Genomic DNA, 12,384 nt, shown 5'->3' on the forward strand with positions numbered 1-12,384 from the left:
CGTTTTTGGTTTAGCATGTAATGCAAACTAAATTAAGTTAAAAGAGGTATAAAGTGTTTTTTTGATCACGATACTTCCTTATCCCCTAAAGGAAGTGCCTCAATAATCACAAATGCTTGGGCCCAAGGAAAATCATCGGTAATCGTGAGGTGAATAATCGCTTCATGATCTTTGGGCATCAAGTTTTTCAAAAAAATTGTTGCATTGCCAGTTAAAGCAATTGTCGGTTTACCCGATGGCAAGTTGATAACGCCCATATCCTTCCACCAAACACCGCGTGAAATACCAGTTCCCAAGGCCTTTGCACACGCTTCTTTAGCTGCAAAACGCTTGGCATAAGACGCAACGCGTTGTTTGCGCCCTTCAGATTTTTTTTGTTCAACATCGGTAAAAACACGGTTGATAAAACGTGTGCCATGGCGTTCTAATACTTTTTCCACCCGTCTTATGTCGATAATATCGTTCCCTATACCGATAATCATGGCAAGTAATCCTCTGGAAATGCTTTTATTTCATCAAAACCCGTCATTTGTTTGACGCGGATTTTTTCCGCGCGACGCTCTGCTTGGCGTTTGCGAAAGCGAAATGTTAACCAGTAAACCGCAGTATAGCTTAATGTTGCACAAATGGCACCAATCAATGCTGACCCTACCAGAAGTTGGATAAAGACATCCCATAATTCTACAAAATTCCACGTTCTCAAATGATGTGAAAATTCTTCAAACGAGAGCGCAACATCATTACCACTTGCTTGCATTACCATGCGCCCCACTGCATAGGTTGAGGCAAAAAAAGCAGGAATAAACGGTGTTGCAAAGGCTGTACCAATGGCTGCTGCTGGAATATTGGCTTTCAAGATCCAAGCAAAAAACACCGCGATAAAAATATGCAAGCCAATAAAAGGTGTGCAGGACGAATAAATACCAATGGCAAACCCTAAAGCGATAGCATGCGGAGAGCCAGAAAAGCGTAAAATGCGTTTGCCAAAATAACGAAAAGAACGGTTAAAAGAGCGGCGCGGCCAAACGGATAGGCGCACACGCTCACGAAAATTGGCTGGGTAACGACGACGAAAAAGCATTTTTTTATTCTTCGCCAAATTTGTAGTTTGAAATTATAAACAATTTAAATCCAATATTTTCAAAATTAAAAAACAATGTAATACGACATTTTAAAATAGCCTTCTTGGCTAAAAATTTCCTTTTTAGTAAATCACCAATTGCGTCGCTAAGAGCTAAATATAGCTGTGAATATTGGTGGTGGGACAATTTTGCGAGTCGAACTTATTGTAAACAACGCTTGATTAGCACAAAGTTTGACCTTTTATAAGAGGGTTTATATTGGCTTAAATTTTCAGTTTTATGAACTGGTTCATCATAGCTTTAAGTATATAATTCATTTCTCAAAAATTACAATTGATAGAGGTTTTATGCATAGAGCCATATAGAGTGTTGTATGATAAGAATTTTGGCATTTAGACATTTTATAAAAAAACTGCTATTTAACTCATTGATATCGATTATACGCGTAGTGAATTTTTAGAAAGCCCTGTTATGAGCACTTGGATAGATGAAACCTTAAGCTTTACGCCCCTTACTATTGCAGTCCTCACTATTTCTGATACACGCAAACCATTAGATGACCGCTCTGGTGATATCTTAGTGGAAAATTTGCAAAAATCTGGTCATGTTTTGGCAGAGAGGGCAATTGTTCGCGATGAAATTGATGATATTAGAGCGCAGGTTACAAAATGGGCGATCGACGATTCCATTCAAATCATCATCACAACTGGCGGTACGGGTTTTACAGGCCGTGATATAACACCAGAAGCAATCGAGCCTTTATTTGATAAGCGAATGGATGGTTTTTCAACCCTTTTCCATATGGTTTCTTTTGGTACTATTGGCAGTGTTACCGTGCAGTCACGAGCTGTTGCTGGTTTAATTAATGCAACTTTTGTCTTTTGTTTGCCTGGCTCACCTGGTGCTTGTAAAGATGCTTGGAAAGGCATATTGCAAGGCCAGCTTGATAGCCGCCAAAAGCCAAGCAATTTTGTGGATTTGATGCCAAGGTTGAAAGAACATCTTTAAAACGTCACGAAATTAGGGGTTAAAATTGGCACTTATTCGTAATTTTATATTTAATTTAGAAACGTAAGAATCGTACTTCATAAAATGGCAAGCTACTTATATTGCCAGGTTGTTTTTAAACATAAATCAAAGGGCGACTGCCAAATATTTTTATCTCCCACATAGGGATTGGTTATTTCATCAATATTAGAAAATCGATTTATATCAGGTAATTTGCCATTTGCGCCAAAAGCTATATTGAAGCCAGCTTGTTTAAAGGATTTTTCAAAATCAATGGAATGAATCGGATAGTGTATAATCCGTTCTGTTCCTTTTTTTAAAGTATGAATTTCTAACATTTTTTTTGATACAATGGGAATGACATAACGAGGCCGATAACGGAACCAATCGTTTCCCACAGTATGTTGAAAGCCAATACCAAGCGTATATAAATTTTCCTGCCATTGAATGTCTTTATCAAAGGCGGTAAAGGTTAATTTTAAATCAGCGGTGGTTTTTTCTAAGACAGATTCAGAGCTATTTTTATTAACTAAGATAATAGGCTCGGTGATTGAAAACTCTATTTTCATACCTTCAATAATAACTGAACTGCTGCATTTATTATGGTCCAATTCAGCTGCATTTCCATTAAAACTATATAATAATGCTGATATTAATATAGCCTTTTTAAACATCGATATTTACCCCTTACACCCTATACCTTATGTGCATGATGATTTATATCTTAGCAATAGCATAATGATGGCTTTTTAATGCTATTTTATAGCTGCCATACAATGTGTTTCATTGTAGAATCTTATTCATTTGTATTGTTAAAAAATAGCGCTTTTTTATAACTCTTTAAAACTAATAGTAAAATTAAGTTGAAACGAGATATTTTTAATGACGCGATAATAAAAAACTGTCATATTCCTTGCGAATGGCAGATGCCGCTATTTGCGGCATTCATGCTGATGATCAATATTTTCCACCAGAAAAGGAGATTTTTATGAAAAAAGCATGGGCAAAGCCAACTATGTGCCAAGTTGCAGCCGGTATGGAAATTTCACGTTATTTACCTGCACAGGTAGCAACAAAGCGCTAATTGCTTTGTATTTTATAGTGATATGGATGTTGGCGCTTTCTCTTAAATATTGTGGACGCGCCAACATTTTTTTTAATAGTTTATATGTTATTTATGTTTAATTGGATTATTTAATGTTTTTTAAAATTATTGGCTCGGCTGCTGGCGGCGGTTTTCCGCAATGGAATTGTAATTATCCATTAAGCCGCAACGCTCGCACAAAAAATGCCAATTATTTGCCACGTACTCAATCAAGCCTTATCGCATCTAGTGATCAAAAGCGGTGGGTGCTGTTTAATGCTTCCCCAGATTTGCGCCAACAAATTAATCAAACACCAGAATTACATCCCCATGCTGATGGTGAATTACGCAATTCGCCTATTGCTGCGGTTGTTTTAACCAATGCCGATGTTGACCATATTGCTGGCTTGTTGACCTTGCGTGAACGCCAACCCTTTGTGCTTTATGCGACAAAACGGGTTATGACTGTTTTAAACGAAAACCCGATCTTTAATGTGCTGGATCGCGATATTGTACAGAGAAAAGTTTTACCCAATAGTGGTCTAGTTACCTTGCATGATTGTGAGGGAAAATCCCTTAACGTAGAAATTGAAATATTTTCGGTTCCTGGAAAAGTGGCTCTGTTTATGGAAGACCCAATGCAGCTCAATTTCGGCTCGCAAGAGGGCGATACGGTTGCTTTGAAAATCTATGAGAAGGACAGTGATAACAGTCTTTTATATATTCCAGGGGCGGCAAGTGTCACAAATCTTATGAAGATGAAGGCTGGTAAAGCTGATATTTTGCTGTTTGATGGTACGCTTTATCAAGATGATGAAATGGTGAAGGCAGGGCTCGGACCTAAAACAGGTGCAAGAATGGGGCATATTTCCATGAGTGGTGAATTGGGCTCTATTGCTGTGTGGCAGGATGTTGCAATAAAGCGCAAAATTTTTGTTCATATTAATAATAGTAATCCGGTGCTAGACGCATCATCGCCTGAGCGTGCTTTGGTAGAAAAGGCCGGTTGGGAAATTGCTTTTGACGGAATGGAGTTAGCCCTATGACTGATTATCATGATATTGCACAAAACGGCCTTAGCGAGAGTGAATTAGAAGCGGTGTTGCGCCAAATTGGCCATGAGCGTTATCACATTAATCACCCACATCACCATTATATGATGGCGGGAAATATGTCTAAACTTGAATTGCAAGCTTGGGCCTTAAACCGCTATTGCTATCAGGCCGCTATTCCGCGCAAAGATGCAGCTATTTTAATGCGCTCTAATGATCCTGAGTTTCGTGCTGAATGGCGCAGTCGCATTGAAGATCACGATGGCACAAATGGTAAAGATGGTGGCATATCACGCTGGTTAAAATTAGCAACGGGTCTTGGTCTTGACGAAGAGGTGGTTAAAAGCCAAAGGCAGGCTTTAGCTGCTACGAAATTTGCTGTTGGTGCATATATCGAGTTTTGCCGTGATAAAACCCTGCTTGAAGCGGTAGCATCTTCCTTAACCGAGCTTTTTTCGCCATTGATCATATCAGAGCGCGTACCTGGTATGCTCGCCAAATATTCTTTTATCAGTGAAGAAACCTTGGCCTATTTTAAGCCGCGTTTGACCCAAGCGCCAAAAGATTCTGATTTTGCTTTAGCTTATGTAAAAAAGCATGCCAATACGCCAGAAAAACAGCAACAAGTAATTGACGCATTGTTGTTTAAAACTGATATCCTATGGGCGATGTTAGATGCACTACAACATGCCTATGGTGAAAAAGGCCATATTCCGCCCGGCGCTTTTACAGGGGCATTAACAGGCAATTAGATGTTACATGTTCTGGCGGAAGTTAAAAAGTCAAGGCAAATTGTAAGTGCAATGAGTAAGCCGCATTTAATGGCGCATGTTCGCATGCGCTATGATCCTGTAAGGGAGGCGCTGGCCTTGTTGTCACCAGAAAAAATCCTTTGGCCTGATGAAATTGCCCTAGAAATTTTAAATCTTTGTAATGGTAAAAATACCGTGTCTGACATTGCAACGCAATTGGCAAGCCAATATGAAGCGCCTTTTGATGAAGTATTGGCCGATGTCATGGAGTTTTTACAAAGCTGGTCGGATCAGTTATTATTGAAATTATGAATCAGACAATTTTACCACCGATCAGTATGTTGGCGGAGTTGACCTATCGTTGTCCGCTACAATGTCCTTATTGTTCCAACCCTTTAGAATTGATGAAAGCTGATCGCGAATGCGATACAGATCGTTGGACCGCGTTGTTTAATGAAGCTGCCGATATGGGGCTGTTACAAGTGCATCTTTCTGGTGGTGAGCCAACCTTGCGTAAGGATTTACCGCAATTGGTGGCAGCACTTAAAGCTCGCGATATTTATAGCAATTTGATAACTGCTGGGGTAGGCGGCGCAGAAAAACAATTGCCAGCCTTAGTTGAAGCTGGGCTTGACCATGTTCAGCTTTCGGTACAAGGCACAGATAGTGCCACAACCGAGCTTATTGGCCATCTTAAAGGTGGTTTTGAGCAAAAAATGAAAACGGCACAAAAAGTGCGCGAATTGCAGTTGCCTTTAACTATTAATGCCCCAATACATCGCCATAATATTGATCAGTTAGATAATTATGTAAAACTTGCTTTAAGACTTGGTGCGGAACGGCTGGAAATAGCCAATGTGCAATATTCCGGTTGGGCGCTGCTTAATCGCGGTGCTTTAATGCCAAAACGCGAAGATTTTGAACGACAAATGGATATGGTCGCTCATTTGCGTGAAGCTTTGCGCGGAATTTTAAATATAGATTATGTCATTCCCGATTATTTTGCCGATTATCCTAAACCTTGTATGGGCGGTTGGGCAAGGGATGCTTTTGTGGCAACGCCTGATTGTACAATTTTGCCCTGCCATGCCGCAATGACGATTAAAACCTTGCAATTTGATCGATTTGGCGAAAAATCATTAAACGATATTTGGCTTCATTCATCCGCTTTTAATGCCTATCGCGGTGATGATTGGATGAGTGAGCCTTGCCGCTCTTGCGAACGCAAAGAGTTAGATTATGGCGGCTGTCGCTGCCAAGCCCTTGCCCTTGCTGGTAATGCTAATGAGGTTGATCCAGCCTGTATTCGCTCACCTTTACATCAACAAATGGTAGAGATGGGTCTAAAAGCATCGCAAAGCAATGACGAATTACAATATCGCCGCATTGGTGTTTTTTAGCCAAAATAGCTGCGCATGGTGATGGTTTAAATCTTATTCATCAAACCATTCTTTTGCCTTTGCATTGATTGGTATATTGGTAAGACTTATTGCGCGAAGGGCAAGATCATTAACAATATCATCAATGGTTTGTGGTTTGTGATAAAAAGCCGGTACTGGCGGCATGATAATTCCCCCCATCTCAGTCACTTGCACCATATTGCGCAAATGACCAAGATGAAGCGGCGTTTCGCGCGCCAATAAGATGAGCCGCCGCCGTTCTTTTAAATGAACATCTGCCGCCCGTATAATGAGATTGTCTGCAAGCCCATTGGCGATAGCCGCTAGGCTGTGCATTGAGCAGGGAGCAATGATCATTGCGGCAGTTTTAAATGAGCCGCTGGCAATGCTTGCCCCAATATTGTGGTAATCATGAAAAATTATATTGCTCATACAATTGGTTTGTAATTGCTTATATTTTTGCAAATTTTCTTTTGAAATTTCGGTTTCTATTGTTCTTTGTGCAGATGGAGAAACAACGACGTGCAAATTTATATGCTTTTCAGCAAAAAGATAATCAATAATTTTTAAACCAATAGCGGCACCTGATGCACCGGTGATGGCAACGACAATGCGGATGTTTTGAGGCTCATTCATCATAGACCAAGATCTTTCCAATAGGCATCAACTTTTGACTTTACCTCATCGGGCATTTTTAAAACTTTGCCCCATTCGCGGGTGGTTTCGCCTTTAACCTTATTGGTGGCATCTAAGGCCATTTTGCCGCCAAGTCCTTCCATTGGTGAAGCAAAATCTAAATAATCAATCGGCATATTATCAAGAATTGTAGTGTCGCGGCTAGGATCAAAACGAGTGGATAATGCCCAAATCACATCATCCCAATTACGAATATTAATATCAGGATCAACGGCAATCATTAGCTTGGTGTAATTAAATTGCGGCAACATGCCCCAAAGCCCAAGCATTACACGTTTGGCTTGGCCGGCATAACGCTTATCAATGGCAACAATAATTGCGCGATAGGAGCAGGCTTCTGGAGGTAGCCAAATATCGGTAATTTCAGGAAATTGCTTTTTAACCAATGGAACGAATAATTGGTTGAGTGCTTCACCTATGCGCGAGGGTTCATCGGGCGGTCTGCCTGTATAGGTGGAAAGGTAAATGGGCTTTTCGCGCATGGTAATGGCGGTAATTTCCATAACAGGAAAAGGTTCAACTGCGTTATAGTAACCAGTATGATCGCCATATGGCCCTTCATTTGCGGTATTTTTATGCGATACATAGCCTTCAATAATAATCTCAGCTTGCGCTGGTACCATTAAGGGTACAGTTTTCGCTTGCACAAGATCCGTTGGGCTTTTGCGTAAAAGTCCGGAAAATGCAACCTCACTCATGGTTTCAGGTAAGGGCATGACCGCAGATAAAATAAGCGCAGGGTCAGCGCCAATAATAACGGCAACCGGCATATCGCGTTGTTGCTTTTGCCATTTGTGATGGTGTTTAGCGCCGCCGCGATGCGCAAGCCAACGCATGATAAGATGGCTATTGTCGAGTTTTTGTAGGCGATAAACTCCAAGATTTACATCGCTGCAATTATCAGGATCAACAGTCATTACTAAAGGCCACGTTACCAAAGGGGCGGGTTCATCTGGCCAGCAGGTCTGAATTGGCAAAACTCCCAAATCAATATCATCACCAGTTAATATAATTTCTTGGCAGGGAGCACTTCGCTTGGTTTTGGTGCGCATAGAAAGGACAGAACGCGCCATTGGCAATTTTTTCCAAAGATCGGAAAGTGAAGAAATACCACTTGGCTCGCGCAAATCCGATAGGCTTTGACCAAGATCAGGGAGGGATTTTTCTTCAATACCAAGGCCTAGTGCCACGCGCTCTACCGAGCCAAATAGGTTGGTGAGGACTGGGATTTTTGAAATGACACCATGTTCATTTATTGGTTTTTCAAACAATAGAGCAGGGCCATGCTTTTCCAAAACACGTTTATGGATTTCGGTCATTTCATGTTGAATTGAAACTGGATGCTTGATGCGTTTTAACAAATTGCGCGACTCAAGAAGCTTTATAAAGGCGTTTAAGTCATGCATAGGCTTTTTCCTGATGGGGCAAAACCAGCAGCATAAACATAAACGGCACCAATATAGGCATTAGAAAAATAACTCGCTTAAGTGGCTGCTTTAGAAAAACTTTTAAATTTGAAACGGCATTCATCAAAAAAAATCCACTTCTTGCACTGGCGCTTCATTTATATTCATGGTATCTGCGACATAATGACGCAATTTTATGCGACACTATGTCGCAAAGCGCCACATGTCAAATGATTTGCGAAAAGAGGTTTGCTATGCAGCTTGCACCACCACTTAAAAATGCCATTTCACATCTGCCATTACTGCTTTTAAGCCTGCCAGCGCGTTTAGCCTTTTCGCAAATTTTGCTTGTCCACCCCAAATTATTTGACCGCCTTGGCGAACATGCCAGCAAAAATTTTGCTTTTATTTTAACCGATATGCCTTTGGTGTTTGTGGTCAACCCGCAACAAAAATCGATTAAACTTTTCAAAGACCGTAAAGATATTAAGGCCGATGCTGAAGTTGAGGGGCCGCTTGGCCTGTTGCTTGCTTTGGCTGAGGGTCGGCTCGATGCTGACGCGTTGTTTTTTTCACGCGATGTTATGATTACTGGCGATATGGAAGCAATGCTTGCTTTGCGTAATGCACTTGATGACAATGAAATAGATTTACCGCATGATTTGTCACTATTAAGTGGCCCATTAGCTCCAATCACCGAAAAAGTGGCTAAGCATTTACGCCGCCATTTATTAAAAGAGGAGCCAAAGCAATGGAATTAATATGTCCTGCAGGTACGCCATCTGCCTTTATTGAAGCGGTAGATGCAGGAGCCGATTGCGTTTATTGTGGCTTTCGCGATGAAACCAATGCCCGCAATTTTCCCGGTTTAAATTTTTCGCGTGAAGAATTATCTGATGCAATCGCTTATGCACGTAAAAAGAATGTTCAAACATTTGTTGCTTTAAACACTTTTATGCGTGCTGGCAGCGAAGATATTTGGTTTAGCGGCGTTGATGATGCAGTAGAAATTGGTGCTGATGCGCTGATATTAGCTGATATTGGCTTGCTTGATTATGCAACTCGTAAACATCCACAACAACGCCTCCATGTTTCGGTGCAGGCTTCTGCTTCAAATGTTGATGCTATTGCTTTTCTTGTTTCGTCATTTAACGCTAAGCGTGTTGTTTTGCCACGCACTTTGACAATTAGCGATATTGCTAAACTTGCTAAACAAATTGATTGCGAAATCGAAGTCTTTGCCTTTGGCGGTCTTTGCGTGATGGCGGAGGGGCGTTGTTCATTATCCTCTTACGCCACAGGAAAATCACCTAACATGAATGGTGTTTGTTCACCTGCAAGCCATGTGCGTTATGAGCGAGATGGTGATGCAATGCTATCCATTTTGGGTGACTACACAATAAACCGTTTTGAGCGTGGCGAAGCTGCTGGCTACCCAACGCTTTGCAAAGGGCGTTTTGCCATCGCCAATGAACCAGGCTATGCCTTCGAAGACCCAATTTCCTTAGATGTGATGGATCATCTTGACGCTTTGCGCGATGCTGGTGTTAGTGCGTTAAAAATTGAAGGACGTCAACGCGGTAAAGCCTATGTGGCGCAAGTCGTTGCTACATTAAAAGCCGCATTGCAAACCGATAGTGATAGTCGTGGTCAATATTTATCAAAATTACGCGCATTAAGTGAGGGGCAACAAACCACCTCTGGTGCTTATGAAAAACGGTGGAGATAAATGATGGAAAATAGACAAATATCATTATCCATGGGACCAGTTTATTATTTATGGGATGCTGATAAATGGTGCGATTTTTATTATCGTATCGCCGATGAAGCACCGATTACTTCGGTGAGTATTGGCGAAAGCATTTGTTCTAAACGCTTGCATTTTACTGATAAGCATATTGATAAAGTTGCTGATCGGCTTCAAAAAGCTGGAAAAAAAGTGATTTATAGCACCCTTGCTATGGTAACGCTTGAACGTGAACGCAAAGACGTTAAAAAAGTGCTTGCTCGTAATGATTGTGTTTTTGAAGTCAATGACCTTGGAACAGTTAATTTATTAAACGATCATCAGCACATTATTAGCCCATTGCTTAATGTTTATAATGCGCCCACGGCTCGCTTTTTAGCAAGCCGCGGAGCAAAACGTGTTTGTTTGCCGCCAGAATTGCCCTTTCAATCAATAAAAATGATTGTTGAAAAAACCAAAGATGTCACTGATATTGAAGTTTTTGCTTTTGGCCGGCTTCCTTTGGCTATCTCGGCGCGTTGCGCCCATGCCCGCTCGAAAGGTCATATTAAGGACAATTGTCAATTTGTCTGCGGTGAAGATCCCAATGGATTGCCAATTCGCACGCTTGATGGCAAAGATTTTTTAAGCCTTAATGGTATTCAAACCATGTCGCATAATTGCCAAGCCTTAACTTATGAAATGCAATCGCTTATTGATATTGGCGTTCATCATTTTCGCTTATCGCCACAAGATTGTGATATGGTTGCAATCGCGCATTTGTTTAATGATCTCATTGCTGGGCAATTATCGGCTGAGGAAGCAACACAAAAAATTACAGATCACTGTGGTGATATGCCTTTGGCTAATGGCTTTATTCATGGTTTGGAAGGTGCGCGCTTTGTTGAGCGCTCTATTGCCTTATAACAATATTTGTTAAGCTTTGAAGATAAAAACTAGTTATCAGCATAGCTATTGAAGCGGTGCTGATAGCGTTTTGATAAATCTTTTGGGATGAAGGTTTTATGAAAAAATCCTTTGCCTACCAGCCTTTTTTTTCCTTTGGCGCAGTTTGGGGAGCGTTGCATTTTCTGTTCTGGCTACCATTTATTGGCAGTGAAGTGGATTTAACTGGGACTTATACTCCTTTTTTTTGGCATGCTCATGAAATGCTTTTTGGTTTTGGCGCCGCTATTCTTGCTGGTTTTCTGCTTACAGTTGTTCCTAATTGGACGGGTGAATTGCCTTTTTCGCCAAGGCTTATAAGATTGCTATTTACACTTTGGTTGCTAGGGCGCAGTGCTATGATTTTGGCAAGTGTTTTACCTGCATTTTGGGGCAGTCTATTAGATAGTATATTTTTACCAAGCGTTGCTATGTGCTTAACAATTCCAGTTATTAAAGCAAAAAAGTGGCGAGATTTCAAAGTCCTTATCGGGCTATTTATAATTATGATTGCCAATATTTTCTTTCATTATCAAATAATAAAAAATGGTGATGTTCTCGTTTTTTGCAAGCTTGCTGTGGCAGCTTTTACGGTGTTGATTATTATTGTTGGTGGTCGCATGATCCCTGCTTATATGCGTCTTGCATTGCAAGGTTGCGGCAGGGGCGAGGGGCCGCCCAAACATGGTTTAATTGATAGTACTACCATTTTTTTTAGTGTAATAGCTCTTGGGTTTTGGGCCAGTGATTATTATTCTTTAGCGCAATTTTATTTTGGTTTGGCTGCTGCTATACTCAATATTATACGCCTCGTGCGGTGGAAAATTTTAAGACCACCTTACCCAATTTTAGTCTTCTTATTAGTGCTTGGTTACGCATTTATAATCATTGCATTTTTGTCTATGGCATTAACAGGATTTGCACTTTTACCATCACTCTTTCCAATTCACATTATCACTATAGGGGCTATGACAATATCGATGCTCGCGGTGATGATACGCCTTTGCTTGCGATATCAGTTTAAAAAGGCAACGGTCAATAGACTGGTTTTTGCGCCATTTATTTTGCTCACCTTTGCGCTTCTTTTGCGCGCATCGGCTGATATTTATAGCGAGCAAGCAATGACACTTTATTATGCTTCAGCTATTTTGTTTTCAACCGCTTTAGTGGCCTATCTTTTTTCAAAAAAGATGCTTTCATATAAAGAGTGACGGTTTTAAGACGTAGTCAGAA

14 protein-coding genes are annotated in these 12,384 nt (G+C 40.8%); 9 read left to right on the forward strand and 5 right to left on the reverse strand.

Annotation, left to right across the window (positions count from 1 at the left end; genetic code table 11):
• Window positions 1-65: 65 nt before the first annotated feature.
• Window positions 66-482: a holo-ACP synthase gene (acpS, locus tag N5852_RS04985; RefSeq protein ID WP_262099322.1), complete on the reverse strand. Its 417-nt coding sequence runs from the start codon at window positions 480-482 to the stop codon at window positions 66-68.
• The gene (locus tag N5852_RS04990; RefSeq protein WP_262099323.1) at window positions 479-1,081 is read right to left on the reverse strand and encodes a DUF2062 domain-containing protein; all 603 of its coding nucleotides are present in this window, start codon (window positions 1,079-1,081) and stop codon (window positions 479-481) included. Before N5852_RS04990 ends, acpS begins: the two co-directional genes overlap by 4 nt.
• A 472-nt stretch (window positions 1,082-1,553) precedes the next feature.
• Between N5852_RS04990 and moaB the strand changes: the two genes are divergently transcribed.
• On the forward strand, window positions 1,554-2,090 hold the full coding sequence (moaB, locus tag N5852_RS04995; protein WP_262099324.1) for a molybdenum cofactor biosynthesis protein B: 537 nt from the start codon (window positions 1,554-1,556) through the stop codon (window positions 2,088-2,090).
• A 92-nt stretch (window positions 2,091-2,182) separates the two neighbouring features.
• Here the strand turns inward: moaB and N5852_RS05000 are convergent, their stop codons facing one another.
• Window positions 2,183-2,764 carry a hypothetical protein gene (locus tag N5852_RS05000; RefSeq protein WP_262099325.1) on the reverse strand — a complete coding sequence of 194 codons (582 nt, stop codon included), beginning with the start codon at window positions 2,762-2,764 and terminating at the stop codon, window positions 2,183-2,185.
• A 523-nt stretch (window positions 2,765-3,287) separates the two neighbouring features.
• Here N5852_RS05000 and pqqB point away from each other — a divergent pair.
• Genes pqqB through pqqE form a run of 4 tightly spaced genes read left to right on the forward strand, consistent with a single transcriptional unit; the run spans window position 3,288 to window position 6,378 of the window.
• Window positions 3,288-4,220 carry a pyrroloquinoline quinone biosynthesis protein PqqB gene (pqqB, locus tag N5852_RS05005; protein ID WP_262099326.1) on the forward strand — a complete coding sequence of 311 codons (933 nt, stop codon included), beginning with the start codon at window positions 3,288-3,290 and terminating at the stop codon, window positions 4,218-4,220.
• Window positions 4,217-4,978, forward strand: a complete 762-nt coding sequence (gene pqqC, locus N5852_RS05010; protein ID WP_262099327.1) for a pyrroloquinoline-quinone synthase PqqC — start codon at window positions 4,217-4,219, stop codon at window positions 4,976-4,978. Before pqqB ends, pqqC begins: the two co-directional genes overlap by 4 nt.
• Window positions 4,979-5,290 carry a pyrroloquinoline quinone biosynthesis peptide chaperone PqqD gene (gene pqqD, locus N5852_RS05015; RefSeq protein ID WP_262099328.1) on the forward strand — a complete coding sequence of 104 codons (312 nt, stop codon included), beginning with the start codon at window positions 4,979-4,981 and terminating at the stop codon, window positions 5,288-5,290.
• Entirely contained in the window at window positions 5,287-6,378 is a 1,092-nt protein-coding gene (pqqE, locus tag N5852_RS05020) for a pyrroloquinoline quinone biosynthesis protein PqqE (RefSeq protein WP_262099329.1), read from the forward strand. Before pqqD ends, pqqE begins: the two co-directional genes overlap by 4 nt.
• 33 nt (window positions 6,379-6,411) lie before the next feature.
• On the opposite strand, the gene N5852_RS05025 is transcribed toward pqqE, so the two are convergent.
• On the reverse strand, window positions 6,412-7,017 hold the full coding sequence (locus N5852_RS05025) for a UbiX family flavin prenyltransferase (RefSeq protein WP_262099330.1): 606 nt from the start codon (window positions 7,015-7,017) through the stop codon (window positions 6,412-6,414).
• Complete coding sequence (locus N5852_RS05030; protein WP_262099331.1) at window positions 7,014-8,480, reverse strand: UbiD family decarboxylase; 1,467 nt, start codon at window positions 8,478-8,480, stop codon at window positions 7,014-7,016. The genes N5852_RS05025 and N5852_RS05030 overlap by 4 nt, the downstream gene beginning before the upstream one ends.
• A gap of 254 nt (window positions 8,481-8,734) precedes the next feature.
• Here N5852_RS05030 and N5852_RS05035 point away from each other — a divergent pair, with 254 nt between their 5' ends.
• The 4 genes from N5852_RS05035 (at window position 8,735) to N5852_RS05050 (ending at window position 12,362) form a co-directional block, all read left to right on the forward strand.
• On the forward strand, window positions 8,735-9,241 hold the full coding sequence (locus N5852_RS05035; protein ID WP_262099332.1) for a ubiquinone anaerobic biosynthesis accessory factor UbiT: 507 nt from the start codon (window positions 8,735-8,737) through the stop codon (window positions 9,239-9,241).
• Window positions 9,232-10,209 carry a ubiquinone anaerobic biosynthesis protein UbiU gene (locus N5852_RS05040; RefSeq protein WP_262079971.1) on the forward strand — a complete coding sequence of 326 codons (978 nt, stop codon included), beginning with the start codon at window positions 9,232-9,234 and terminating at the stop codon, window positions 10,207-10,209. The genes N5852_RS05035 and N5852_RS05040 overlap by 10 nt, the downstream gene beginning before the upstream one ends.
• Complete coding sequence (locus N5852_RS05045; RefSeq protein ID WP_410004231.1) at window positions 10,210-11,133, forward strand: ubiquinone anaerobic biosynthesis protein UbiV; 924 nt, start codon at window positions 10,210-10,212, stop codon at window positions 11,131-11,133.
• 98 nt (window positions 11,134-11,231) lie between these two features.
• On the forward strand, window positions 11,232-12,362 hold the full coding sequence (locus N5852_RS05050; protein ID WP_262099333.1) for an NnrS family protein: 1,131 nt from the start codon (window positions 11,232-11,234) through the stop codon (window positions 12,360-12,362).
• The last annotated feature ends 22 nt before the right edge of the window (window positions 12,363-12,384 follow it).

Origin of the sequence: Bartonella sp. HY328 (genome assembly GCF_025449335.1) — a bacterium.
Lineage (GTDB): Bacteria > Pseudomonadota > Alphaproteobacteria > Rhizobiales > Rhizobiaceae > HY038.

Excerpts from the sequence above, each read along its gene's own strand:
- N5852_RS05025 (WP_262099330.1), bottom strand. The coding sequence starts at position 7,017 with ATGATGAATGAGCCTCAAAACATCCGCATTGTCGTTGCCATCACCGGT.
- N5852_RS05000 (WP_262099325.1), bottom strand. The coding sequence starts at position 2,764 with ATGTTTAAAAAGGCTATATTAATATCAGCATTATTATATAGTTTTAAT.
- N5852_RS05045 (WP_410004231.1), top strand. The coding sequence starts at position 10,210 with ATGATGGAAAATAGACAAATATCATTATCCATGGGACCAGTTTATTAT.
- moaB (WP_262099324.1), top strand. The coding sequence starts at position 1,554 with ATGAGCACTTGGATAGATGAAACCTTAAGCTTTACGCCCCTTACTATT.
- pqqD (WP_262099328.1), top strand. The coding sequence starts at position 4,979 with ATGTTACATGTTCTGGCGGAAGTTAAAAAGTCAAGGCAAATTGTAAGT.
- acpS (WP_262099322.1), bottom strand. The coding sequence starts at position 482 with ATGATTATCGGTATAGGGAACGATATTATCGACATAAGACGGGTGGAA.
- N5852_RS05030 (WP_262099331.1), bottom strand. The coding sequence starts at position 8,480 with ATGCATGACTTAAACGCCTTTATAAAGCTTCTTGAGTCGCGCAATTTG.
- pqqE (WP_262099329.1), top strand. The coding sequence starts at position 5,287 with ATGAATCAGACAATTTTACCACCGATCAGTATGTTGGCGGAGTTGACC.
- N5852_RS05040 (WP_262079971.1), top strand. The coding sequence starts at position 9,232 with ATGGAATTAATATGTCCTGCAGGTACGCCATCTGCCTTTATTGAAGCG.
- N5852_RS05050 (WP_262099333.1), top strand. The coding sequence starts at position 11,232 with ATGAAAAAATCCTTTGCCTACCAGCCTTTTTTTTCCTTTGGCGCAGTT.
- pqqB (WP_262099326.1), top strand. The coding sequence starts at position 3,288 with ATGTTTTTTAAAATTATTGGCTCGGCTGCTGGCGGCGGTTTTCCGCAA.
- N5852_RS04990 (WP_262099323.1), bottom strand. The coding sequence starts at position 1,081 with ATGCTTTTTCGTCGTCGTTACCCAGCCAATTTTCGTGAGCGTGTGCGC.
- N5852_RS05035 (WP_262099332.1), top strand. The coding sequence starts at position 8,735 with ATGCAGCTTGCACCACCACTTAAAAATGCCATTTCACATCTGCCATTA.
- pqqC (WP_262099327.1), top strand. The coding sequence starts at position 4,217 with ATGACTGATTATCATGATATTGCACAAAACGGCCTTAGCGAGAGTGAA.